The organism is Mesorhizobium sp. M1312 (assembly GCF_040318115.1).
Lineage (GTDB): Bacteria > Pseudomonadota > Alphaproteobacteria > Rhizobiales > Rhizobiaceae > Mesorhizobium.
This window is the reverse complement of the sequence record NZ_JAMYLQ010000008.1, coordinates 1-23,827: the sequence shown is the minus strand read 5'-3', so window position 1 is coordinate 23,827 and position 23,827 is coordinate 1. Positions and strand designations below refer to the sequence as shown.

At 59.0% G+C, this 23,827-nt stretch carries 14 protein-coding genes and 9 pseudogenes; 10 read left to right on the top strand and 13 right to left on the bottom strand.

From position 1 onward, the window contains the following. Positions 1-2: 2 nt before the first annotated feature. The 4 genes from NKH36_RS11850 to msuE form a co-directional block, all read right to left on the bottom strand. Complete coding sequence (locus NKH36_RS11850) at positions 3-1,064, bottom strand: ABC transporter substrate-binding protein (RefSeq protein WP_352962125.1); 1,062 nt, start codon at positions 1,062-1,064, stop codon at positions 3-5. 67 nt (positions 1,065-1,131) lie between these two features. After that, positions 1,132-2,250: an LLM class flavin-dependent oxidoreductase gene (locus NKH36_RS11845; protein WP_352962122.1), complete on the bottom strand. Its 1,119-nt coding sequence runs from the start codon at positions 2,248-2,250 to the stop codon at positions 1,132-1,134. Positions 2,251-2,272: 22 nt separating this feature from the next. Continuing rightward, positions 2,273-3,442 (bottom strand): acyl-CoA dehydrogenase family protein, encoded by a 1,170-nt coding sequence (locus NKH36_RS11840; protein ID WP_352962119.1) that lies wholly within the window; start codon positions 3,440-3,442, stop codon positions 2,273-2,275. 31 nt (positions 3,443-3,473) lie between these two features. Then, positions 3,474-4,037 carry an FMN reductase gene (gene msuE, locus NKH36_RS11835; RefSeq protein WP_352962117.1) on the bottom strand — a complete coding sequence of 188 codons (564 nt, stop codon included), beginning with the start codon at positions 4,035-4,037 and terminating at the stop codon, positions 3,474-3,476. A gap of 459 nt (positions 4,038-4,496) precedes the next feature. Here msuE and NKH36_RS11830 point away from each other — a divergent pair, with 459 nt between their 5' ends. From NKH36_RS11830 to NKH36_RS11820, 3 genes and pseudogenes are all read left to right on the top strand, one after another. Next, entirely contained in the window at positions 4,497-5,177 is a 681-nt protein-coding gene (locus NKH36_RS11830) for a peroxiredoxin-like family protein (protein WP_352962115.1), read from the top strand. Between the two features lie 31 nt (positions 5,178-5,208). Then, positions 5,209-5,721, top strand: coding sequence for a cupin domain-containing protein (locus NKH36_RS11825; protein WP_352962113.1), 513 nt, complete (start codon positions 5,209-5,211; stop codon positions 5,719-5,721). Positions 5,722-5,868: 147 nt separating this feature from the next. Next, a pseudogene (locus tag NKH36_RS11820) lies at positions 5,869-6,568 on the top strand (IS6 family transposase). A 503-nt stretch (positions 6,569-7,071) separates the two neighbouring features. Here the strand turns inward: NKH36_RS11820 and NKH36_RS11815 are convergent. Then, the gene (locus tag NKH36_RS11815) at positions 7,072-7,344 is read right to left on the bottom strand and encodes a hypothetical protein (protein WP_352962111.1); all 273 of its coding nucleotides are present in this window, start codon (positions 7,342-7,344) and stop codon (positions 7,072-7,074) included. Between the two features lie 348 nt (positions 7,345-7,692). On the opposite strand from NKH36_RS11815, the gene NKH36_RS11810 reads away from it, so the two are divergent. After that, on the top strand, positions 7,693-9,348 hold the full coding sequence (locus NKH36_RS11810) for an MFS transporter (RefSeq protein ID WP_502912025.1): 1,656 nt from the start codon (positions 7,693-7,695) through the stop codon (positions 9,346-9,348). 348 nt (positions 9,349-9,696) lie between these two features. On the opposite strand, the pseudogene NKH36_RS11805 reads toward NKH36_RS11810, so the two are convergent. From NKH36_RS11805 to NKH36_RS11785, 5 genes and pseudogenes are all read right to left on the bottom strand, one after another. Further along, positions 9,697-10,174: pseudogene (locus NKH36_RS11805) on the bottom strand (valine--tRNA ligase); the annotation flags it as partial. A gap of 158 nt (positions 10,175-10,332) precedes the next feature. Next, positions 10,333-10,785, bottom strand: a pseudogene (locus tag NKH36_RS11800) (IS6 family transposase); the annotation flags it as partial. Positions 10,786-10,823: 38 nt separating this feature from the next. Beyond that, positions 10,824-11,132: pseudogene (locus NKH36_RS11795) on the bottom strand (transposase); the annotation flags it as partial. A 77-nt stretch (positions 11,133-11,209) separates the two neighbouring features. After that, a complete protein-coding gene (locus NKH36_RS11790) occupies positions 11,210-13,618 on the bottom strand; it encodes a putative bifunctional diguanylate cyclase/phosphodiesterase (protein WP_352962109.1) in 2,409 nt (802 codons plus the stop codon). Positions 13,619-13,627: 9 nt separating this feature from the next. Beyond that, the gene (locus NKH36_RS11785) at positions 13,628-14,146 is read right to left on the bottom strand and encodes a putative pterin-binding protein (protein ID WP_352962107.1); all 519 of its coding nucleotides are present in this window, start codon (positions 14,144-14,146) and stop codon (positions 13,628-13,630) included. Positions 14,147-14,328: 182 nt separating this feature from the next. Between NKH36_RS11785 and NKH36_RS11780 the strand changes: the two genes are divergently transcribed. Next, entirely contained in the window at positions 14,329-14,706 is a 378-nt protein-coding gene (locus tag NKH36_RS11780) for a 6-carboxytetrahydropterin synthase (protein ID WP_352962105.1), read from the top strand. 566 nt (positions 14,707-15,272) lie between these two features. Beyond that, a pseudogene (locus tag NKH36_RS11775) lies at positions 15,273-16,411 on the top strand (IS3 family transposase). A 426-nt stretch (positions 16,412-16,837) separates the two neighbouring features. Here NKH36_RS11775 and NKH36_RS34815 read toward each other — a convergent pair. Continuing rightward, positions 16,838-18,163, bottom strand: a pseudogene (locus tag NKH36_RS34815) (TonB-dependent receptor domain-containing protein); the annotation flags it as partial. Between the two features lie 3 nt (positions 18,164-18,166). Here NKH36_RS34815 and NKH36_RS11760 point away from each other — a divergent pair. Further along, positions 18,167-18,565 (top strand): annotated as a pseudogene (locus NKH36_RS11760) (transposase); the annotation flags it as partial. A gap of 264 nt (positions 18,566-18,829) precedes the next feature. On the opposite strand, the pseudogene NKH36_RS11755 reads toward NKH36_RS11760, so the two are convergent. Then, positions 18,830-19,165, bottom strand: a pseudogene (locus tag NKH36_RS11755) (helix-turn-helix domain-containing protein); the annotation flags it as partial. Positions 19,166-19,620: 455 nt separating this feature from the next. Here NKH36_RS11755 and NKH36_RS11750 point away from each other — a divergent pair. Continuing rightward, positions 19,621-19,746 carry a hypothetical protein gene (locus NKH36_RS11750; protein WP_352962103.1) on the top strand — a complete coding sequence of 42 codons (126 nt, stop codon included), beginning with the start codon at positions 19,621-19,623 and terminating at the stop codon, positions 19,744-19,746. A 517-nt stretch (positions 19,747-20,263) separates the two neighbouring features. Here NKH36_RS11750 and NKH36_RS11745 read toward each other — a convergent pair. Further along, the gene (locus tag NKH36_RS11745) at positions 20,264-22,222 is read right to left on the bottom strand and encodes a putative bifunctional diguanylate cyclase/phosphodiesterase (protein WP_352962326.1); all 1,959 of its coding nucleotides are present in this window, start codon (positions 22,220-22,222) and stop codon (positions 20,264-20,266) included. 161 nt (positions 22,223-22,383) lie between these two features. Between NKH36_RS11745 and NKH36_RS11740 the strand changes: the two are divergent. Then, positions 22,384-22,627, top strand: a pseudogene (locus NKH36_RS11740) (IS6 family transposase); the annotation flags it as partial. 731 nt (positions 22,628-23,358) lie between these two features. Further along, positions 23,359-23,827 (top strand): 7-cyano-7-deazaguanine synthase (locus NKH36_RS11735; RefSeq protein ID WP_352962101.1); only part of this gene is annotated, 469 nt, incomplete at its 3' end.

The window sequence follows — 23,827 nt, the reverse complement described above, 5'->3', positions numbered from 1 at the left end:
CCTTATGCCGTCAGCACGTCGGCATAGACGCGCTCAGCGAATTCCTGCGGATCGGTCGAGTTCTTGAAGACCTGCACGTCGCGCAGCTCCTGCGCATAGAGCGCGATTTCCTGGCGCAGATCCGCGCCGGTCGGATTATGGCCGTGCGTCTGGTCGAGCAGCACGCCGACCAGTTGCTCGATTGTCTTGTCCTTGGGGGCGTTCGGTAGAAACGCCTTGGCGGCGATCTCCGGCTTGGCGACGGTCAGATCCTGCGCTTCCAGCAGCGCGCGGGTCAGCGCCGATGCGGTCGGCAGGTCGTCGCGGACGAGGCTGCCCGTCAGGCCGACGATGCAGCAGACGCGGTTCTCGAAGCCGTGATCGAGATTGGACGCGATCTGAAGGTATTTGGGATCCTGCAGCCAGAAATAGGCCTTGGGGTCACCATCGGCGATGGCGTGGATTTCACCCTTCTCGGCGGCAAGCTGCAGCAGCTCGCCCGGATATTGACGCCATTCGACGTCGGCGACCGGATCGAGGCCTTCCTTGTGGAGCAGGATCGAGAAGAAGTTCTTGCCGGGACTGGCGAGATCGGAAATGCCGATCGTCTTGCCCTTGAGTTGCTTGAGGTCCGTGATGCCGGCTGACTTGAGCGCCACGAGACGCGAGCAGCCGCCATGGGTGCCGGCCGTGATCTTGACGTCAAAGCCCTGTTCCAGCGCCTTCAGCCAGCGCAGCGCCATGCCGACGCCGCCATCCGCCTTGCCTGTCGCGATGGCTTCGAGCAGCGCCTCGGTGGAAGCGCCGAAATTGATCAGTTCGACCTCCAGCCCGTATTTCTTGAAGATGCCCTGCTCCTGCGCGACGAACACCGGCGCGAGGCAGATCGCCGAGGCGTTGGTGGCGAATTTGATTTTTTTCAATTCGCCTGCCGGTGCTGCGGTCTGCGCTGCGAGGCTACCGATCGACAATGCGCCTAGCGGAGCCGCCAGCCCGAGCGCTCCCGCCGTCTTCAGGAACGAGCGGCGGTCAAATCCGCCGATAAAGGAGTTATTGCGTGCCGATGCGATAGTCTTCCAAGTCATGTTCGTTTCTCCTGAGGATGCCGTGCTGGATGATGGGAGCGCGTAGCCCGTTGGCCTTGCCCGGGAACTATTCCGCTGCCTGGGCAGCCGCCGCCGCATTGTCCGGTTCAGCGACGAGGGCGCGCACGCGGGGAATGAGATCGCGGCCGTAGTGGAGGGCGTCTTCGAGCGGATCGAAGCCGCGGATCAGGAAGGTGGTGACGCCGAGGTCGTAGTAGTCGAGCATGGCGTCGGCGACCTGGTCGGGCGTGCCGACCAGCGAGGTCGAATTGCCGGCCGCGCCGGTCAGAGCAGCGATTTCCGTCCAAAGCCGCTTATCGAGCCGCGCGCCTTGCGCGGCTGCTGCCAGCAGCCTGCGCGAGCCTTCGTTCGGTGGCTGGCCAGAACCGCTTTTCGCATTGACGTTTATCAGGCGCTCGCCAGACGCGCGCAGGGCCTTGGCCTGCTGTAGGATGCGGTCGGCCTTCGCCCACGCTTCCTCCTCGGTCTCGGCAAGGATCGGACGCAGCGACAGGCTGAAGCGTGGCGAGCGGCCATGGGAAGCCGCCGCAGCGCGGATGCGCTGGATCGTCTCCGACACCTGCGCGTAGGTCTCGCCCCACAACGCGTAGATGTCGGCATGCTTGCCGGCGACCGCGATCGCCGCGTCGGACGAGCCGCCGAAATAGATTGGAATGCCATCCGACCCCTGCGGCTTGATCTCCGAGAACCCACCGGTGACGTGGTAGTATTTGCCGTCATGGTCGAACGGTTTTTCGCTGGTCCATTCCTGCCGCACGATATCGAGATATTCGCTTGTGCGGGCGTAGCGTTCGTCTTTGGTCAGGTGGTCGCCGTCCTGCGCCAGTTCCTGATCGTTGCCGCCGGTGATGATGTGGACAGAGACCCGGCCGTCGCTCAGGTGGTCGAGCGTCGCCAGTTGGCGCGCGGCCAGAGTCGGTGCGGTAAATCCCGGCCGATGGGCGATCATCAGCTTCAGATTTCGCGTGAGGCTCGTCACATACTGGCCGACCAGAATGCTTTCCGGCGACGTCGAATGGAACGCGAGAAGCACCCGGTCGAACCCGCCATTTTCATGAATGGCGGCAGCCGCCGCGATATGATTGCGGTCAACGATCGGGCCGGAGCGTGCGATCGTCTCCGAGGCGTTGAAATTTCCGATATAACCGATGAATTCGACTGGCATGAAAACCTCCGTCAATTGTTTGTCAAATGCCCAGGGCGAGACGGCCCGCACCGAGACGGACCGTGTCTTCCTGGGGGCTGTGAATGCGGCCGCACAGCACATCGCGATGATGGCGCTCGAGCGGGTTGTGGCGTGAGATGCCATGATTGCCAGTGAGCTTCAGCGCTTTTTCCACTGCGGTGATCGCGTTTTCCGTGGTGACGACCTTGATCAAGCCGGCTTCAGACAAGGTGAAAGGGCGGCCCTCGTCGACATCGCGCGCCGCCGACGAAATCAGCCGGCGGTTCACAGCGATCAATTCCTCGATCTCACCGACCGCCTGCTGGATGCGAGGAACGGTCGCCAGCGGCTGGCCAAGATTGGTCGGCACGCGCTCCTTGAGAAAACGCACCAGCCAGTCGCGCGCTGCTTCCGCGACGCCGGTGTAAAGCGCGCCAGGCAGCGTACCGAACCAAGCCGCCTGTCCCTCGCCGCGCGTGTCCCACTCGGACGGAAGTCGGATATCGGCGGCGTGATCGAGCGGAACCCGCACATTTTCCAGGACGGCGTCGTGGCTTCCGGTGGCGCGCATACCGAGCGGATTCCAGGTCTTCTCGATCCGTAGACCAGGAGCATTGGCGGGAACCAAAAAGCCGCCGACGCGCGCCTCGGCTTCGTCCGTACGCGCCCAGATGATCGCCCAACTCAGGCCTTCCGCGCCGGTCGAATAGATTTTTCGACCGTTGATCGACCAGCCGTCGGCCGTACGCCGCGCAGTGGTGGCGGGCAGCCCTCCCCGCACGGGGGTACCGAGCTCAGGCTCGACGCGGAACGCGTTGATCAGGGCGCCGTTTTCGACAGCGTCACTCACCACCTTGCGCACGAGATGCTCCGGCCAGCGGCTCTTGGGCAGCGTTGCAAGATTGATGTACTGCATGATCAGGATGAGCGCGGTCGACGGCTCGCCACGCGCGATTTCGCGGATCACCTCGGATGCTTCGGCGAGGCCGGCGCCCGCGCCGCCGAATTCAACCGGCGCCGTCAGGGCGATAAGGCCGGCATCATGCAACCGGAATATGTTTTCGTGCGGGAATGCCGCACCTTCGTCATAATCGCCGGCTGTCTCGGCAAAGACGCCTGCCAGTGCAGCGGCAATCTCCACAGCGCTGGGAGTAGCCGTGCTCGACTTTGGACGAAGCGGCGTGACCGTCATTTTGGCATGCCCGCTGTGAAAGAAGAGGGTCTCATTCGGCAGCCATCGCCGTATGATTCGAAATCGAGGAAAAGAATGCCCCAAGCTCCGCAACGGCCTGTTCGGCACGGCGGCGGATGGGCTCGGAGACGAGGCGATACTCGGCGAAATCGCGGTCGGCGGCATAGACTGCGCTCGGCAGCGTATGCGCCATAAAGAAGCCGAACAGCGGGCGCAGCTGATGCTCGACAATCAGCGCATGCCGATCGCCGCCTCCGGTCGCGGTCAGGATCACCGGTTTGCCTTGTAGAGCGAGCGGGTCGACCAGATCGAAGAAATGCTTGAACAGCCCGGTATAGCTGCCCTTATAGGTCGGCGATCCGACCACGAGCACATCAGCCGAAATCATGTTCTGCACTGCCTGTCGTGCAACTGCATCGAGGTCATTGGAATGACGAGCATTGCCCAGAGAAGGACCGATATCGGTCAGGTCGTGGAGCTGTGTGCGAAAGCCGTATTGCTCGGCTGCCAATTCGGCAACCGTCTCTACCAGCGCATAAGACTTGGAGGGGCGACTGAAATTTCCGACCAGGCCGACCAATTCTGCACCAGACATGCAAGTTCCCTTCACCGTTGAAATTCCAGCACTTTTTCAAGATCGTGGCGTGTTACGCCAATTCAAATCAGGCGTTCGATATCTGAATATCTACAATATTTATAGAATTAGGATACAAGGAGTCCGGGACGTTCCGAATGTTCGCGGTCCGTTAGAAAATCATGCTTGGTACGGAGCCGTTCATGGAACCGCGGGCATCCGCTTTCCGACGCACTGCGTGCCGGACCGGAGCAGTGTTCGCCGTGCCTTGGCTTGCCGATTTCGGTTGCCTGCCGATCAAGGTTCGGCAAAACGCCGCGATCTGTCCGCTCGAATTAGACAATTCGTTGCGCGGCGAAATCGTCCGCGCAATTTTTTATCTCGCGCCGCTACATTGCAACTCTATCCTGAGTGGAACGCGATGGGCTCGCCATCGCCTGTACCGCTTTGGCGGCCAATCCTCACCGACGGAGAAGACCGATGGCACAAGCGCAATCGCTCACCCAGACGCTCGCTGAATTCCAGGCCAAACGCGCGCTGACGATGCCGGACGACAGACTGAAGATCAATGTCGAACAGCGGCGCCTACTCGTCGATACCGCCGACCGCTCGGCCTTCGTGAAGGCAGGCGACACCGTTCAACCTTTCGAATTGACGGAGGTGGATACCGGTCCGCTGTCGCTCTCAGAGCTTCTGAAGAACGGGCCGCTCGTCCTGATCTTCTTCCGCTTCGCCGGCTGCCCGGCCTGCAACATTGCCCTGCCCTATTATAACCAGCATCTCGCCCCCGAACTGCGCAGGCTGGGTACGACGCTGGTTGGCGTGAGCCCGCAGGTTCCCGAAAAGCTGCGCGACATCAAGGATCGCCATCAACTGGATTTCCTGATCGCGACCGACGCGCGCAATTCACTGGGACGCCGCTTCGGCATCCTCTATTCATTCGACGAAGCCTCGCGCCGCCTTTCGGTCGAGAGCGGGAGCCCGATCGGCGAGGTTACCGGAACGGGAACCTGGGAGCTTCCGATGCCGGCTGCGATTGTCATCGATCAATCGGGCACGGTACGATTTGCCGATGTCAGCCCAGACTGGCTTGTGCGCACCGAACCGGCCGATATCATCGCGGCCGTCCAGGCAATCACGGCGCGCGTCGCTACTGCTTGACTAGATACGATCGGCACAGAGAGAGGCGACTTTGACCAAAGACCTCGGCCGCGACGGCCATCATCACGAGCACGAGCATACCCACGATCACGCGCCGGTCGACTGGCGCGAGAATGGGGTAAAAGTCATCCCCGGAAATTCGCTCGACCCCAACACCGCGCAGACCCCCGGCATGAATCGGGCGACGGCGATCAGCAAGGCGCGGGCGGGCGCCGAAAAGATCTGGGCTGGCACGGTGACCATTCACGCCAACGCCAAGACCGGCGCGCATCACCATGGTGACCTGGAAAGCATCATCTACGTCGTCAAGGGCAAGGCGCGCATGCGCTGGGGCGAGAGTCTGGAATATGTTGCGGAAGCCGGCCCCGGCGACTTCATCTACGTGCCACCCTACGTGCCGCATCAGGAGATCAATGCCAGCCGCGACGAGACGCTGGAATGCGTTCTTGTCAGGTCGGGCCAGGAACCGGTGGTCGTCAATCTCGACATCGAACCTGTGGAAGCACCCGAGGAGGTGCTGTGGATAGATCCGATCCACCGGTGAACTGCCGAGCTACAGCGCTGATGAGTTGACGCTGACGTGCCTGCTGGCGCCAGGCGAGATCGCGGCGGGCAACGACACTGATCCGGTAGGTTCGGCGGGTGCTGTCACGTTATTTCGGTTTAACGGTTGGCTGTTAGGTCGGACAGGATGAGCTTGCCGACCGTAAATTATAAGCACCATCGTTTTCCGCCACAGGTCATCGCTCGGGCGGTTTAACTGTATTTCCGATTTCCACTGAGCCTGCGATTGGTCGAGGAGATGCTGCTGGAACGCGGCGGCGGCGTCTCCTATGAAACCATCCGCCGATGGGGCCGGAAATTCGGCCCCGCCTATGCGCAGCAATTGCGCCGCAAGAAACCGTCGCATCGTGACATCTGGCATTTGGATGAGGTCGTGATTGCCATCGGCGGCCGAACACATTGGCTTTGGCGTGCGGTTGACCAGGACGGATGTGTTCTCGATGAGATTGTTCAAACCCGCAGGAACACAAAAGCCGCCAAGCGGTTGCTGATCCGCCTGCTGAAGAAGCAAGGTCTCCTACCCAAGCGCATCATTACCGACAAACTGCGCTCATATGGTGCGGCCAAGCGTGACGTCATGCCAGCCGTCGAGCACCGATCCCACAAGGGATTAAACAATCGTGCGGAGAACTCGCATCTACCTTTGCGAAAACGAGAGCGAATGATGCAGGGCTTCCGATCGCCTGGAGGTCTGCAGCGTTTCATCAACATCTTCACTGCGAAATCTCTTCGTCCCACTAAGCTCCAAAAACTCAGCGCTGGCCATCCATAGTCACCGCCTCAAGGCCATGGCGGAATGGAAAGCCGTGACCGGAATGTGGGCCTAAATTAGGTCCCGCTACCTTTTTCAAACAACGTGACAGCACCCGATCTCGCAATCCACGCCGGTCCGCATCGGCATGGTGCTCTAGCGGTAGCTCACCGCCGAAGCGCTGACCCTCATATTCGAGATCGAAACCGCCGAGCGAGCGATGAGCGTCTCTGCTCCTGCTGGAGGTGCACGAGCGTCAGGATCTCCTTCATCAGCACCATGCGAGCAGCACAAACATTCCAAGCGCAAATTTGGGGGGTGGAGAGGGACCCTCTCCGTTCCTGCATAGCTGCATTGCACAAAATGTGTTTGCGCATTGCACAACTTTTAGCCATTAAGCCTGCAGCTGATGCACGCGATGGTTTCCTCCCATTCCATCGTATCAGCTGTTCCCCTCTGAAGGTTTTGACCTTCACACCTAAAGGGCCTCGGTTTTCCGATGGCCCTATTTTTTTGGCGGTCGGAACGTCGTTGATTGGACGCGGCGCGATCGCCGCTTGAGCCATCAGCCTTTGGGTGTCATTTCCCCCTGGCGGAATCGACTCCTTCCGACAAAAGCCTGACCTTTGCCAGTCTTCTACGGGCAAGCGTTCGCGCCAAAAGATCAAAGCCGCGTCCGTAACATTCAACAATGAAAGCCAATGTCATGAGATCGAGCAGAAAGTCGTCGATCGCATGTGTGAGCGCATCAGACCTTTGTTCGAATTGAAGTAGCAAGGCGCGCGCCTCTTCGATCGCGGCCCGGCAATCGTCTGCGTCTATCAGTGAATCGATCCTGTCAAAGATCTGCAAGCCTCACTCTCCCCAAGCCACACTCAGCGCATCGAACGCCGCTGATGAGTGAGTTTTCAACGAAAGAACATGGCGCGTCTCGCGAAAAGGCATCGCTCGGCAAAGTGCCCGTTGATGAAGCATGCTGCGTCAAACGACAAGCAAGAATCCGGGCTCCACCGAGGTGATGTCTTCGAAGGCGGGGTGAGCCGGCCCGGGCATGCGTCTCGGCCGCAAAACACTGGTCAGAAGGAACTGTGGCCGCATTCGTCGGAAGCAAAACAGTTTCTCTCAATGTTGCCAGCCGCCACGGTTCAGTCGAGATTACATGCGAAACGGCCGATAACGGAAAGCAAAGGCTCGCAAAAAATGAGTAGAGTAGCTGGATCAGTTGAAGATTTGGCTGCGCCGACGACGTTTGCGCCCCTCATGCAGCCGACCTTTCGTTCGATCTGGCTCGCCACCCAGGTCTCTTCTCTCGGCTGGTTGATGCAGACTGTTGCCATCAGCTGGCTGATGGCAACGATCTCGACTTCCGATCTGATGGTTGCGTTGGTGCAGGCTTCATCGAACCTCCCCGCTTTCATTTTATCCGTGTTCGCCGGAGTTCTCGCCGACAATTTCAGCCGGCGCCGGGTCATGTTCGCCGGTCGCTGCCTTATGGTGATTGCCTCCGCGATGCTGACCGCGTCCGTGGCGCTGGGCTTTGTCAATCCGTGGATGATCCTCGGCTTCAGCTTTTTGATCGCATCTGGTGGCGCTCTCAACGATCCCGCCTGGCAAGCGTCTGTCGGCGATATCGTGGACCGACGCGATGTTCCCGCGGCCGTCACCTTGCTCTCCGTCGGTTTCAACACTGTAAGGACCGTGGGCCCGGCACTCGGCGGCATCGTGGTTGCTTCGTTTGGGCTTATGACGGCTTTCGCCGTGACCACGCTCACCTACCTGGTCCCTCTGGCCACCATATGGCGCTGCAAGTGGAAGGTTCGTTCTTCGCCTCTGCCGCGTGAGCCGATGAGGACGGCGATCTATGATGGGCTGCGCTTCACGGCGATGTCATCGGAAATCAAGGCGGCGATCGCGCGCGGAACCCTCTTTGGCCTGGCGAGCATCGCCATACTCGCGCTGCTGCCGCTGGTTGTCCGCGATCAGTTGGGAGGAGGACCGCTCGCCTATGGCTCGCTCATGGCGGGCTTCGGGACCGGCGCCGTCTTCGCTGGCATCTCCAACAGCACATTCAGACGGAGCTTGTCGCAGGAGCGGCTGATGAGGCTCTCCTGCGTCGCCTGCGCGGCGTGCTCGCTTTCCCTGGCACTGACCTCTTCGATTGCGGTGGCGGCAATTGCACTTGCTTTGGGCGGCGCGGGTTGGGTCACCGCCTGGTCCGGGGTTGGCGTGAGCGTGCAGCTGGCGAGCCCGCGCTGGGTCGTGGGGCGCACGATCTCGATCTACTATGCTTTGATAGATGGTGGCATCGCGCTCGGCAGCTGGGTGTGGGGCACGGTGGCCGAAAACCATTCGCTGACCTGGGCGCTGGAGGGCTCCGCTGGAGCCCTGTTGCTCGTCGCCGCAGCCGGCGTTCTGTTTCCTCTTCGAGAGCGCCGCGAATCCGAACCCGATCCTTTGGGCGAATTCGATGCCCCAGCTGTCGCTCTCAATTTGAAGCCGAGAAGCGGCCCGATCGTGGTTAAGGTCGAATACCTGATAGCCGAGAAAAATCTCGAGGCCTTCCTCGACCTCATGCGGCAGCGGCGTCATGTACACAGCCGCGTCGGTGCTCGGAACTGGACGCTCCAGCGCAACCTTCAGAAGCCTATGCAATGGACAGAAACGTTCCGCACGCCGACCTGGACGGACTACCTTCGGTTAAACCATCGTCTCACGGAAGTAGACAAGGAACTGGACGAACGAGTCTTCCAACTGCACGCGGCAGAGTCCCCGCCTCAGATGACACTTTCCATCGAGCGGCCGACAAGCTCGGCCCGCAAGCCCGAGCACTCAGTTTTTCGCCATCCCCGTCATTGAAGCCCGGCTGGCACATATCTGGGCATCAGCGATCACTTACCTATCGCGCTCAAATGGTGCGGGGCGGAGGCGGACGGTCCACCAAGATTCGATGGTCAATGGCGGAGAAGAACAATAGGCTGCGAGTGTGATCGATCGGCCCCGCCTTGAAGAGCATCGACAGCCAAGCCGCCGCGAGTTGTCTATAAAACAGGACTGCAGAGGACACATCGACTGCTCCAGGATTGAAGCTGCCGTGTCGAACTGTCCATGACAAACGAAGGAAAACTGCTTGTTTCTGCTTGCGGAGCCTGGGACCGCAACAGCACGTGACTATCGCCGCGTGCCGAGCCTGAGTTTGAGTCTTCCTCAGGCTGCTTCGCAGATCCGGGCCAACGCAAGCTTGAGGCTGGCATATTGTCCCTCCAGCTCGCTGAGACGCTCACGTTCGGCGGCGACCACATCCGGTTTCGCGTTGGCAACGAACTTTTCGTTCGAAAGCTTGCCGCAAATACGAGCGGTCTCCTGCTCGGTTTTTGCAATCGCCTTCTCAAGACGCGCCTTTTCGGCAGACACGTCGATCAGGCTGCCAAGTGGCAGGCAGATCGTCGCCTCGTTGAGGATGATCTGTGCTGAGCCCTTGGGTGCTGTGTCAGCCAACGAGATGTCGCCGACGCGCGCCAGCCGCTTGACCGCCGAGTCTTCGCGAACTAGCCGTTCCCGGGTCACCTCATTGGCGCCGACCACAACCAGCGGCGCGATCGCCGCTGGCGGCACGTTCATTTCCGAGCGCACCGAGCGGATGCCGGAGACGAGGGTCGACCAGCCAGTTGATGTCAGCGGCCGCTTCCGCGGGCTCTGTCGCAATTCCGGGATGTGGACGGGAAGAGCGTCGCCTGGGAGCATCGATCAGGCGGTGAGCATTTCGAATTGCTCGGCAAGTGACGGACTCGGATTGTAGGCGAACCTCGCCTGTCGCTTTCGCATCATGGGACCAGCTCGATGGATTGCCTCACGATTGGTCTGACTGCCGTCGACGACGATGCGGTTCGGGCGTCCATGGTGGCAAGCGCCCTGCGCAGGAAGCGTTTGGCCGCCGGAAGATCACGGTGTTCGCTGAAGAAGAATTCGACCGTGTCACCGACGCTGTCGATGGCGCGGTAAAGGTACATCCAACGGCCGCGAACCTTGATATAGGTCTCGTCCATATGCCACTTGCCGGTGACGGTCCGCTTGCGTTTGTTGAAACGCTCCAGAAGCTGGGGCAAGAAGTGAACGACCCAACGATGCACGGTGGAGTGGCCGACGTTCAGGCCTCGCTCGGCCATCATCTCTTCCAGATCACGCAAGCTCAGATTGTTAGGTCAGATACCACCGCACGCACTGAAGGATCACGGATCGATCGAAGTGCCTACCTTTGAACCTTTGAGCGCTCCCCGAAAATCGAAGAGCTGTCATGCCGCAGTCGAGTTACCGAAAAGTTTGCGACACATCCCCGCGGTGCGGTGGGCCTTCAGATGGGTCGCGTCGATCATGATGCGCTCGGGCTTAGGACCTTCGCCGGCCAGCGCTGCGAAGATCCTGTCGAACACGCCGAGCCGGCTCCAGCGGATGAAACGGTTGTAGAGCGTCTTGTGCGGACCGTAGCCCGACGGCGCGTCCTTCCACTGCAGCCTGTTGCGGATCACATGGACGATCCCGCTGACGACGCGTCGGTCATCGACCCTCAGCACCCCGTGCGGCAGCGGAAAATGCGGCGAAATCCGCGCCATCTGGCGCTCGCTCAGCAGAAACAAATCACCCATCACGGCCTCCTTCAACCGAGACCGTGAAACACATCTCAAACGGGAGGCGAGATTCATCACGGCAAGGGCTAACAGCGCTACGCGGCAGCCGCTTTACTGCTATGATTGCCGAGGGAGTCCGTTACTTCAGCTAGCGATTTTGGTGGGCTGAATAGATACCCCTGAACCTCGTCGCAACCTGTAGCGCGAACCATTTCCAGCTGATCCTCAGTCTCTATTCCTTCAGCCGTGGTCTTCATGCCCAAAGCATGGGCCAAACTGACAATCGCGTGCACGATCGCCATGTGATCGTGATTTGTGGAGATTTGTTCCACGAAAGACCGGTCTATCTTGATCTTGTCCACGGTATACTTTCTGAGATAACCGAGTGAGGAATAACCCGTACCGAAATCGTCGAGCGATATGCGGACACCCATCGCGCGCAAATCCCGGAGCGCACAGGACGACCGGTGGCTGTCCTCAAGCAACAAGGTTTCTGTCACTTCTAGTTCAAGGCGACTAGCAGGAAATCCCGTAGCAGCGAGTACTCTGGAGACCATCCCCACGACATCGCCTCGCAGGAACTGCGTTGGTGATAGATTAACGGCGAAATTGAGCTCGCCCGGCAAATTTTCAGCTGCTCGACAGGCTCTTTCCAACACCCACTCGCCTAGGTTAACGATCAAGCCTGTGTCTTCGGCGATGGCGATGATTTCCTCGGTTTCGACTGGCCCGTGTCTGCATCCCGGCCACCGCAACAGTGCTTCAAGTGTGGTAACTTGCAGCGTGTGAATGTTCATGATTGGCTGGAATACGACATCGAACTCCTGGTCAAAATCGGCCGCACGCAAATCGAGTTCAATCGCCCGACGGCGCTGAAAACGCGCATTTAGCTCGGGCTGGAAAAAGCGATATGTGCCACGCCCATCTTCCTTGGCTCCGTAGAGCGCCAAGTCGGCATTTTTCAGAAGTGCATCAGGGTCGTCCGCAATCCCCGACGTTACGGCTACACCGACGCTCACCCCGATAACGACCTGATGCCCATCGAGCTCGTATGGTTCGCTAAGAACCCTTATTATACGTTGGGCAAGTTGATCAACGTCTGCTGGCTGTGTGACGTCCGCCTGCAGGATCACGAATTCATCGCCTCCCAGCCTAGCCACAGTGTCCTCTCGGCGAATGATGGTTGAGATGCGCGCAGCAACCTCGCAGAGTAGCCGATCGCCCATGGAATGTCCGAGCGTGTCATTTACATTCTTAAAATGATCGAGATCCAAGCAGAAAACCGCGGCAGAGCGCTGATGCCTTTGGCACCGCGCCAGCTCACTCACCATTCGGTCACGAAGCAGAATCCGATTAGGTAAGTTAGTGAGAGCATCATGGCGCGCCATGTGCACCATTTGGACCTCAGCGTGATGGCGTTCGGTAATATCGTCGTAAGTAGCCACCCAGCCTTCATTGTTCATCGGTTGATGCAAAATTGAAATCACGCGGCCATCGCTCAGCTCTTGCAGTAATGTACCGCGCTCCTTTTGAGTAATCAGGCGAAGTTGTTCCGAATATATGTTCTCGGCGCTTTCCCGGGAGCAGACACCCGTGCGGATCGTAAGCAGCTTGATATCCTCAAGGGTGCTCCCCGGCGGCAGCAATTCTGGCGACAGGCCATACATGGCGGCCAACCTACGATTGCTAACGATAAGCCGGCGGTCTTCGCCGAACATGCAAAGCCCCTGCGACATGTTGTGGAGTGCCGTATCGAACAGACGATTCTGCGTGATCAACTCATCATTTGCAGCATGCGCTGCAGAATTGGCCTTCTCAAGGTCCTCGCCCGTTTGCACCAATGTCGCATTGAGCGCGTGGAGTTTTTGCTGAGCCTGGATAAGAAGTCGATTTCGTCTTTCCAACAGCACGATAAGGACAAACGTGCAGAGTACGAGGCCCCAAGCCAGGGCAGAGAACGTCCAATGCAGTTTCAGAAGTTCTTGTTGGTCGCGCGCTACCTGTTGGCCGCCGTAATTATTGGCCTCCGCGGCGAGACCGATGAGGTCTCCTTCCAGAGGGACCATCTCTGACAGGATGGCTCGTGCACTTGCTGGATCGTCCACCTGCTCGATCAGCATTTCAGCGCGATGGATGAAACTTGATAGTGATTCCACCGTCGTTCGCCGGTCGTCTGCTTCCCGCACAAAGGGCTGAAACTCACCACTGCGAAACAGCTCAAGCCGGTTCTTGACGATTTGAAATCGAAGCTGCGCCTCTTGCTTCGAACCTTCACCGCTAGCCAAATCGCTGATACGCTGACGCAGCCGCAAAAATTCGTTCACGCCCTGACCTGCGCTCCAGGCCACATTGTAGCGCGAAACCTTGGCGAGCCTCTCCTGACGCTCGAGGATGAGCACCGAAAGATAAACTGCGCTAAACCCGAGAACAATGATCGCAGCGCTGAGAACTGTCTTTAGCGGATGAGACGAGCCCATCGGGCTGCTGCGCGACGGTGCGTCCATTGCTTTGATTCATCGCACAATTAGGCGTGTAAGTTGCCAAATCGAACGTGCATAGTATTTTTGGGTATGCAATTCTGGAGCACTGTCGTACGGATACACCACGAAGAGCGGCCCTTTATCACTAATCGACATGTATTCCTTATTGCGCTTCAGCGCTAATATCACCTCGAAGTCGTCAAAATCCTTAAGAGGAATTGTCGTACGGTAGTCGTTCAGCGCTATGGCGACTACTTCCGTGCCTTGCGCTCCGACAAGCGCCATGATCCGTTTGAGTAAGACGCCCTCAAACTCAACCGGTCCGGTGAACCAGGGCGTAGTGGTGGTCAATGTGGTCATACCAAGCTTCTCAAGCATCGCACGATCGAACTGCGCCACACCGTCGGCGTTAGTCACTCGGATCTTGCCCTCGATTGACAGGATTGGCGTCTCCTTTGGCGGCAGCAGCTGTTGATCCTGAACATGCGCCGGAGATACGGTCAGCAGCATAAGCGCAACAGCTAAGGCGAGTGCGCCGCGAATCCTTGACATCATTTTATCCTTTGCCTCACTACCCGCTTTCAATGTCGTCGCGATCCTTGAACGCCGGGTTAATTGCGCGCGTAAAATCGCCGACCTAATGACTATTTCATTGGGCCAGGGGTCGGCAGTCCGTTTGACACTGAACGGCCAGAGTGTCAGAAGCTCGGCCTTGGCGTTTTAAGGAGTGGATTTTGGAACGTTCTGCCAGCGTCGCCATGGTCGAGACTTACAAAGAGTTCACATTCGAGGCCGCCCACCAGCTGCAGCCATTTTCCGGGTTACACGGCCACACCTTCAGGGTTCGAGTCCACTTTAGGGGCTCACCTGATGCAGTGTTTGGCTGGCCGGCCAATCTTTACGAGGTAGAGCCGAGGATTAGTTCGGTGCAAAAAGTCCTCGATCATACATACCTGAACGACATTGACGGTTTGGCGGTGCCCTCCTTGGAAAACATCGCCAAATGGATCTGGGACAACCTGGCGCCTCATTCTCCGCAAATTGATCGCATCACCGTGTCGCGCGGCCCAGATGGGCAAGCTGAAGGCTGCACATATTCGAAGAGCCTCTGATGCCGTGTGCCAATCGGCCCTTTAATTGCCGGTAGTGGTCAAGTCATTTCTTCGTTCTTCCATGGACGAGATCTGTGGCGGAGGTGTTTGAACCGCGATTTTCCGTTTGAAGTGCTTCAGCTATGCAAAGAGGTTCGGACAAGCCAACCTCAGCCGATTGGACAAGGTCACCGCAATCACCGGCGGGGACATCACGGGCTCTGCCAGGGAGGGCCCGAGAATCTTTTCGTATACCCTCTCGAAGCTGGTGCCGTCGACCGAGATGCTACAAATCGGCTGCAGATAAGATAAACAGGGACAAGGAGGCCGCACAACGCGGCGGCGAAACGACCCGGCCGATCCGGCGCAACAGCACATTCCTCGCCTCGAGGAGTTGGAGCGGGAGGAACTAGAAAAGAAGGGAACGCGACCGCGACGACCGGGACCGTTAGAGGACCACGTTTAATCGACAGGATTACGTTTTCCAGAGAAGCGACCCGAAGGGTGACGAGGGGTTTGGCTGGTCTGCCCCCTGAAAAGTGGTCCTCCCTGATGTATGGCTTTCGAGCCGATGGAGGACTGAAGAAATGGCCAGAAAGAGACACGCTGCGGAAGAGATCGTCACGAAGCGTCGGCAGTGCAGGGTAAATCGGTCGCGGAAGCGGTCCGATCGATAGGTGTGACGGAAGTAACATATTACCGTTGGCGGTCGGAATACGGGGGCCTGAAGGGCGACCAGGTTAAGCGGCTGAAAGAACTTGAGACGGAGAATTCCCGGCTTCGGCGCGCCGTCTCCGACCTGACGCTGGACAAGAAGCTGCGCGGAGAAACTTCTAAGCCCCGCGCGTCGCCGTGCCTGCGTGGATCATGTTGTTGCTGAACTTGGCGTTCCCGAACGACGGGCGTGCCGGGTTCTCGGTCAGCACCGCTCCACGCAGCGCAAGGTTCCGACGACACCAGATCATGAAGCTGCCTTGACCGCCGACCCATTGCGCTCGCTGTCCAATATGGCCGCTACGGGTATCGCCGCATCACAGCGATGCTGCACCGTGCTGGCTGGGTGGTGAACGTCAAACGGGTCGAGCGGATCTGGCGGCGCGAGGGGCTGAAAGTTCCGCAAAAGCAACCCAAACGAGGCCGTCTGTGGCTGAACGACGGTTCCTTCATCCGGTTGCGACCAGAGTATCCCAACCATGTCTGGTCTTACGACTTCGTCGAGGATCGCACCCACAACGGAAGGAAGTTCCGCATGCTCAACGTGATCGACGAGTTCACAAGGGAATGCATCTCTATCAAGGTGAGCCGGAAGTTGAAGGCCGTCGACGTGATCGACATTCTGTCCGACCTGTTCATCCTGCGCGGCATCCCCGGCCACATTCGATCCGGCAATGGCCCGGAGTTCATCGCCAAAGCGTTGCGTGGATGGATCGCCGCTGTCGGAGCCAAGACCGCCTACATCATGCCTGGCAGTCCTTGGGAGAATGGCTATTGCGAGAGCTTCAACTCGAAGCTCCGTGACGAGTTGCTTGATGGCGAAATCTTCTACACGCTGAAGGAAGCCCAGATCGTCATCGAAGGATGGCGGCAGCATTACAACACGGTGCGACCGCATTCATCTTTGGGCTACAACCCCCCGGCACCAGAGGCGATCCTGTGGCCGGCTGCGCAACCCGGACCCACTTCGCCGGCCACCCCGGCCGTAGCGCAAAAACCAAGCATGCACTAACATTCAACCTGGATCACCCGATGGGGGCTGGCCATTTTTGGTCGGCTTTTTGGCCGTTCTGATAGTTGTGGGCCCCTGGCGCTCAAGTCTTTTGCAAGGACAAGAAAATGGCAGACGAACCGAACCGGAATCCGACTGCTGACGAAATAGCCGGTATGCAGTGGTGGAATTCACTCACCGAGGCTGAGCGCGCGGACTGGCTGGCCCGGGCGGATTCGGCAGTGCCCGCCGAGGCTTGGGCAGCATATAAACGTCAAGGGCGGCTCGATCGACAACCTGCTGCAGGGATCCACTAATATAGACCAAGGAAAAATCCGAGAGAGACTGCTGACATTCGCCCTACGCAGCGCATAAACTGACACCGCGAAATTGAAGATCTGCGGCGATGTGTCGAGTACAGCGACGGGCTGCCTGGACAGCCGGCGGTTACCTTTCGGATGCCCTAAGGCTCCGCGCCGCCTCATCGAGTGCCAGCGGATCGTCACCGAGGCGGTCGATGAGGTCTTGAGCTTGGTCGCCGGTGATGCCTGTTCTCATCGCCAGCGCTTCCGCCGCTTCAACATTCGATTGACCCGCGGCGCGTTTGCCGACCTCCTTCGCATACAGCTCGATCGGGTAAGGCCTTCCGATCAGATACCCCTGCAGAGTGCTGCAGCCCCCGTCCCTAAGAAAACTCAGCTGATCGAGCGTTTCGACGCCTTCGGCAAGAATGTGCATGGAGAGGTCTCGGCCCAGCCCGACAACGGCGCGGATGATGGCCGCCGATTGCGGATTCTGCTGAACCATCCAAACGAATGACTTGTCGATCTTGATTTTGTCGAAGGGAAAGACTGGAGATAGGAAAGCGACGAATAGCCTGTCCCATCGTCCAGGGCGATCTTTACTCCGAGCGATTTTGAGGTGCCTGAGGATTGAACTTGCCCGCGAGAAGTCGTCGAACAGCACGCTTTCTGTTATTTCCAGCTCAAGCCGCGCTGGGTCGAGCGCCGACTGCACGTTCTCCCACGGCTTGACTACCAGGCCGACCAGCGGTGTGAATACGCCTTCATCGGAGGACGATGTGACGGCGCCGGTGGTCGAGTTGAAATTTTCCGACGCGATATGCTGCCAGCGCGCTCCGACGGTTAGCTGCACCCGCTCATCAAGCATGGACAAGGTGTCGGCGAGCGAAAATCCGTACAACTCGCTCTCGGAAACCTTCGGCACCGAAGCGGGCGCTGGTATGTCTTGCCAGGGCCGGGCGACAGGATTGTAGATATTGCTGAGTTGAGCCGTCCCGGAATTGAAGCCCCGGTCGAGACTCTGATTGAAATGATTTGCCTGGAGCGTGACGGAATGGGCGATTGCGGCAGTGTCAAAGCTGGCGCGCAGGCCCGTTTCCGCCGTGGTCCTGTCAATGTCGAAGACGTAGTTCTGCGGCGTGATGCTGACGTCCCCAGCCGAGTTCAAGATGACCGGCGTCCCGAAGAGTCGCTCGATGCGCGAGTTGCCCCCGCCGGCAGCGGCAACACCGTCACCTGGTCGGAGAGGTCATTCGATGCGTCCCAGCAAGGACAGATCTTCGCTCTTGGACCACTCCCACGGCTGCTGAACGTTAAGCCGGCCGTCTGGCGCCTCTGGTATTGCGAAACCGGAAAGCGGAAAGAACGGGCGTTGCGGCGCCTGGAAATCTTCCCGCTGTCCGATGACGTCGAGCGTCGCCCTGAGCCTCTCGCCCTGATAATCGAGCGCCAAGGCCCCGACCGCCACGTCCCGCGGCGCCTGACGACGATCCCCGGTATCGGTGCTCTCAATGCCACCGCTCTCGTCGCCGCTGCAGGGGACGGCACGACCTTCGCAAGAGCCCGTGATCTCGGCGCATGGCTGGGGCTCGTGGCCCGGCAACATACCACCGGCGGCAAACCCACGCTGCTCGGCATCTCCAAGCGCGGCAACAAATACCTGCGCACGCTGCTGATCCATGGGGCAAGGGCGGCCTTGCCGTCGCTGGCCCGAAGCCAGACGTTGCTGGGCGCGTGGCTGCGCAGCCTGCTCGTCAGGCGGCATCGCAACATGGTGGTCGTGGCGCTGGCCAACAAACTCGCCCGCATCGCATGGGTGACATTGCGTCGCGAGGCACCCTTCGAGGCCGACCGAGCCACGGCAGCAGCCTGAAACAATTAGGTCAGCGGCGGCACGAATGGACGCCGCCCGACCGATGATGTCTGCGGGAGGACTTTGAAAGATGGCCTGACGGTCGAACCGACGTTCTGGAAGCCTGGTTCAAAGATGGCGCTTCGACGCCGTGACTTTTATGAGGCCCGGAGCGTGCGGATCTCCATCTTGGCGACGGCAATCAGCCGACACGCCGTATACGTTGATGCAGACCAGCCGCCATCAGAAATAAACCTCTTGCCGACGGGCGGGCCATACGTTTTTGAATGTCCAGCCGTGGCCGCGAAGCCAGGCGCTCAAGGCGCTGCGGCTGATCCGCAACGACTGCTCGGCGACGAGCCGCTCCACCATCTCGTTCAGCGTGATGTCCTTGCGCTCCTCGATCAGCCCGACGATGAAGGTTTTATGCGCATCGAGGCTGGAGGCGCGGCGGCGGCCCTGCGGGCGTGGCGCCAGTTCACCGATCTTCGTCCGCGCAATCCAGCGGATCGCGCTGGACACTCCCACGCCGAACCGCGCCGCCGCTTGCCGCGCCGACATGCCCTCGCCCGAAGCCTTCAAGACCCGCGACCGAAGATCCCCGCTCAATGCTCTTCCCATCGTCCACCTCCATCGAGGTGGATGTTGAATCACCACAAAACGCAGCCGTCACATCACAATTGATTTATCGATCACAGGACGTGCTCTAGCGCGACCAGACGCAGATCATGATGTGTCGCAATGCAAGTGTAGATTTTCAACATGCTCGTCCTCCAGGCAGGAGGATCACCCGTCTGGGAAGAAAATCTACGGCCAAAACTTGAATAAAGCCCTTAAGCGGAAAATCCGCTTTGATCATCGTTACCGAAGGTTGTAAGGAGCCTGTGGTCCACAGCTCGTTGCAGAATGGGGCGGGCCGGTCGCGTCGGGAGGCGAGCTCAGCGGAGGCCATCGATCTCGAGCTGGAGCTTGCGGTCGGCGATGTCGCCGGCTCGAGATCCAGTGCAGGGACTAATCGCTGCGCAGGATCTTTGCTTCGAGCGCGGCTGCCACGAAGCTCTTCGAGCAGCTGGTGGATGAGCCTCACCACGCAGTACCTGCAGACAGGCGTCCATCGCTACCTTCCGTTTCTCGGTCTGACGATGAAGATCGCGCAGCAGGATAGCGGCCGCCTCATTGACGTCGAATACGATACGCTCTGAGCTGCGGCGATGCGGCCTCTCAAATCTCCGCAAGCCGGTCATCCCTCCGCCCCGAAAGGCGCATGCGTCAATAGGCCCAGTTCGTCTTCTTTGCCGAGCCGAGCCGGCTCCGCTGCGAACTGTGAAATGTCGACAATGCCCTCCGCCCCGCGCCAGCCTAACATTGTTCCGACCATTGCGGACGAAACGCTGATACATCTTCCGACCTTGACCGGCCACAGGATGCGGTTCCCCCTGTCCGGAAAAGCTGGCTCAGATGCATACCGGCCGACCGCACGATCTCCGAAACACTGGCCCAGCCTCAAACGTCGCTTGCGACCAGCCGCTCGTTCTCCTCTCGAGACCAGCGCCGGCGCCGCTCGACCGACGTGATCACCTCGATCTGATGCTTTGTCACAGGGCTGCTCCTAGTGCTTGCACTAGGAATTGCGGCCGTCGGCCTACCTCAGCAACGCGGCCGCCACCGTCGGGATACGAGACAACCAAACCATCGCCCTCAAAGTGCCGGTCCTGCAATTCAAGTACTTGGCTCCTGACCAGACGGCTTCGCAGCAATGCCAAGAATGTCGTCTATCCGGACGGGTTTCCCGATCAAATAGCCTTGAGCTTCATCGCATCTGACGCGGCGCAGATAGTCGAGCTGTTCGGGAGTTTCCACGCCTTCGGCTGTTACCTCAATTCGAAGCTCATGCGCCAGCTCAATCAATGATCTTACAATCGCGGCGCAGTCGGCATCAGTCAGCATATCCTGGACAAAAGAGCGGTCGATCTTGAGCCGCGAAAGATGCAGTTTACGAAGATAAGTGAGTGACGAATAGCCAGTGCCAAAATCGTCAAGAGCAACTGTTACGGACAGAGAACTCAACGATCGTAATAAAGAAATAGTCTCTTCAAAGTTCGAGATCAGCACAGATTCCGTGATCTCAACTTCCAGTCTTCGAGGCTCCAAACCGGCTTCAGCCAAGGCCCCCACAATTTCATTCAGCAAGGCTTTATTCTTAAGCTGCACTACCGACAAATTGACGGAGACCCGCAAGTCGCGCGGCCAGCGCGCAGCCGCCAAACAAGCCGTTTTGATGACCCAGTATCCGATGGAGTGAATCAAACCCGTTTCTTCAGCGATGGTTATGAACTCCGACGGTGGGATCGCGCCAAGGGTCGGATGTTGCCACCGCAGCAGCGCTTCAAAACCTCGAATGCGATCGCTCGCGAGGTCGAGAAAGGGTTGAAATGCGAGCCAAAGCTCGTCGTTGGCGAGCGCAGATGCCAGATCGCGTTCAAGGGCATGGCGCCTTGCAGCAGCTCCATCGTCGCTTGCGCTGAAAAACTGGATGGACCCCGCCCCTAGCGTCTTAGCCCTGTATAGCGCGGTGTCGGCGCACCGCAGGAGTTGGTTGGCATCCAAACCGTCAGTGGGTGCCAAAGCAATACCGAGAGAGGCCCCGCAATATATTTCGCGCCCTTCGATCAAGAACGGGGCGCACATGGCATCTATGATCTGTTTGGCTAAGCAGCTGATTTGGTCTGGCCTGATATCGCACGTGGCGATTATCGCAAATTCGTCGCCCTCCAATCTGGCAATGCCATCGCTCCCCCGCGTCGATTTCCGAAGTCTCGCAGCCACTTCGACCAAAAGGGCATCCGCTATTGCTCGGCCAAAGCGATCATTCACCTCGTCAAAATTGTTAAGATCGAACAAAAGTAACGCAAAGTGCTGGTCAAACTGTTTTGCGGCCACCAACGCGTTCTCCAGCCGCTCATTGAAGCTGAACCGGTTCGGCAAACTCGTTAGAACATCCCTGCGAATGGCATTTTCGCTTTCCGCTTGCAGAATGAAGCGTTGGGTGAATTCGACTGCGTGGGCAAGCACTGCACGAAACAGCGTGATGGCGTAACTCACTATCAGGATTGCGACGGGCAGGTTGACGGCGTCTTCCACCCACACAATCGCGACCGCCGAACCGACGAAGATCGGTAGCGTATACGCGATGGCCGCAATGGGAATCGTGTAAAAGGAAGCGGCGCCGCCTGCGATCATCCCCGCGCTCAGGCAGGTAATGACGACCTGGGCTGCGCTTGTTGCCCCGCTGAAGAACAGAACGGGAAGTGCTCCCCACCAGGTGCCGAACAAGAAGGCGTTCCGCACCAGGCTTTGCGTTGTCCGGCGAGACACTGACCTCGGTTTGACTGACTGAAACGATGATCTCGCTCTTAGGCCTACGAACCCAGCAGCGACGATGATGACACTCGCCCACAGAATGGCTTTCGTTTGGTCGGGCGAGCCCCAAACCGCCATAACAAAAGTGGCCGCATTAAGTATGTTCGCAACCATGCCAAGAAGCGTGTTGCGAAGCACGATACTGACCTGCTCCGCCCTAATGCGGCCGGCAAGCGGTTCAATCGTCGAGGGTCCGCCAAAAGCCCGCAGATCCCCCGCCAAAAGGTCACCGAACCTTGCGGCAGACAGACGCTGCATCACTCTGTCACTCCCCCGCGCTAGAGTAGTCGCTGCGTGGTCCCCTAGCACCGAACAATTCGGAAAAGGTAAATTTTGACCGCAAAGTTGGGAAACCAAGGGCTCCAAAATTCGAAGATAACGAAAAACGCGACGTTCCCTTGCGAAATCGCCGACCCAACGTGGTCCATGTTTTCGCAAGTGCACCGACCTACAAGAACCACCGCTATCCGATCCAAATCGTGGCCCGTGCTGTCTGGCTCTATTTCCGCTTCAATCTGAGCCTGCGCGATGTCGAGGAAATGCTGCGATCGCCGGATCGTCGTTTCCTACGAGACCATCCGCCGATGGTGCCGAAAGCCTGGCCCTGATTATGCGCGCCGCATAAGCCGCACGGCGCCGACGAAAGACGGTGTCTGGCGCCTCGCCCGGTCGAGGAAGCGTGGGATCCGGAGGCATCGCACCCATCGGCTGCAGTCAGAGACCGGTAGAAGGAAGCGGCGGCGACGAGGGACCGATGGAAGCGGCGCCTACTATGGGTGCTGCGCCAAAGCCGGCGTGAGCGGTAGGATCGACTGCGTGAGGATTGAAAGCTGCCCTTTGTCGGCCCGTCAGATGCTGGGCTAGTCATGGAGGATTCCGGCCGAACAACATTGTAGTTCGGATCGCACCCATACCGACAGACCTCCACGCCGAGTTATTCCGCCACAAATCCCAAAGTGACCTCCAGAATAAACTCTACGCGTCGGATCAAGGCGGCCGGGACAGCGAAGTGCGCAGAACTGAAAGTAAGCCCAGTCGGGTGTCATCGAGGTGACCGTCAGCGCCTGCAAGCGGGCCTTGGAACCAGCGTCGATGGCTACCCGACCCCGGCGGTTCTTTCGCCTCTCATCGCAGCTTCAAGGTTCGCGGCCAGGGGCGTCTCTGCCGTGCTATCAACGGTGACGGCGACACAGTCAATACCAGCTTCTGCTGTCGGCCACCCAATCGCGCAAAAAGGACAATTTGCGCAGAATTTCCCTTTTGGGCGCCACGAGCGGCACAATGGTTGCGTTAAATCGCACCTTACGCATTCCCAAAACCGACCCGTTGCAGTACTGGGAGCGCAGAGAAATCTCCGGTCGCAGCCTTACCCGGTCAAAACAAGGACTCAAACCATGAATGCCCTCGTCATCTGCTCCGGCGGATTGGATTCTGTTTCGCTCGCTCACAAGGTGGCGACCGAGCAGAAACTTATTGGCCTGCTTTCGTTCGACTACGGCCAGAGGCACAAGAAGGAACTCGGCTTCGCCTCTATCTGCGCCAAACGGCTGGGCGTTCCGCACCAGATCGTCGATATCCGCGATGTCGGCCGCAATCTGAGCGGCTCGGCGCTGACCGACAATGTGGACGTGCCCGACGGGCATTATGCCGAAGACTCCATGAGGATCACGGTGGTCCCGAATAGGAACGCCATCATGCTGGCTATCGCCTTCGGGGTTGCCGCCGCGCAGCAGGCCGATGCTGTGGCCACTGCCGTCCATGGCGGAGATCATTTCATCTATCCCGATTGCCGGCCCGCTTTTATCGATGCCTTTCAGACGATGCAGAACCATGCGCTCGCAGGCTACGCTGATATCCGCCTTT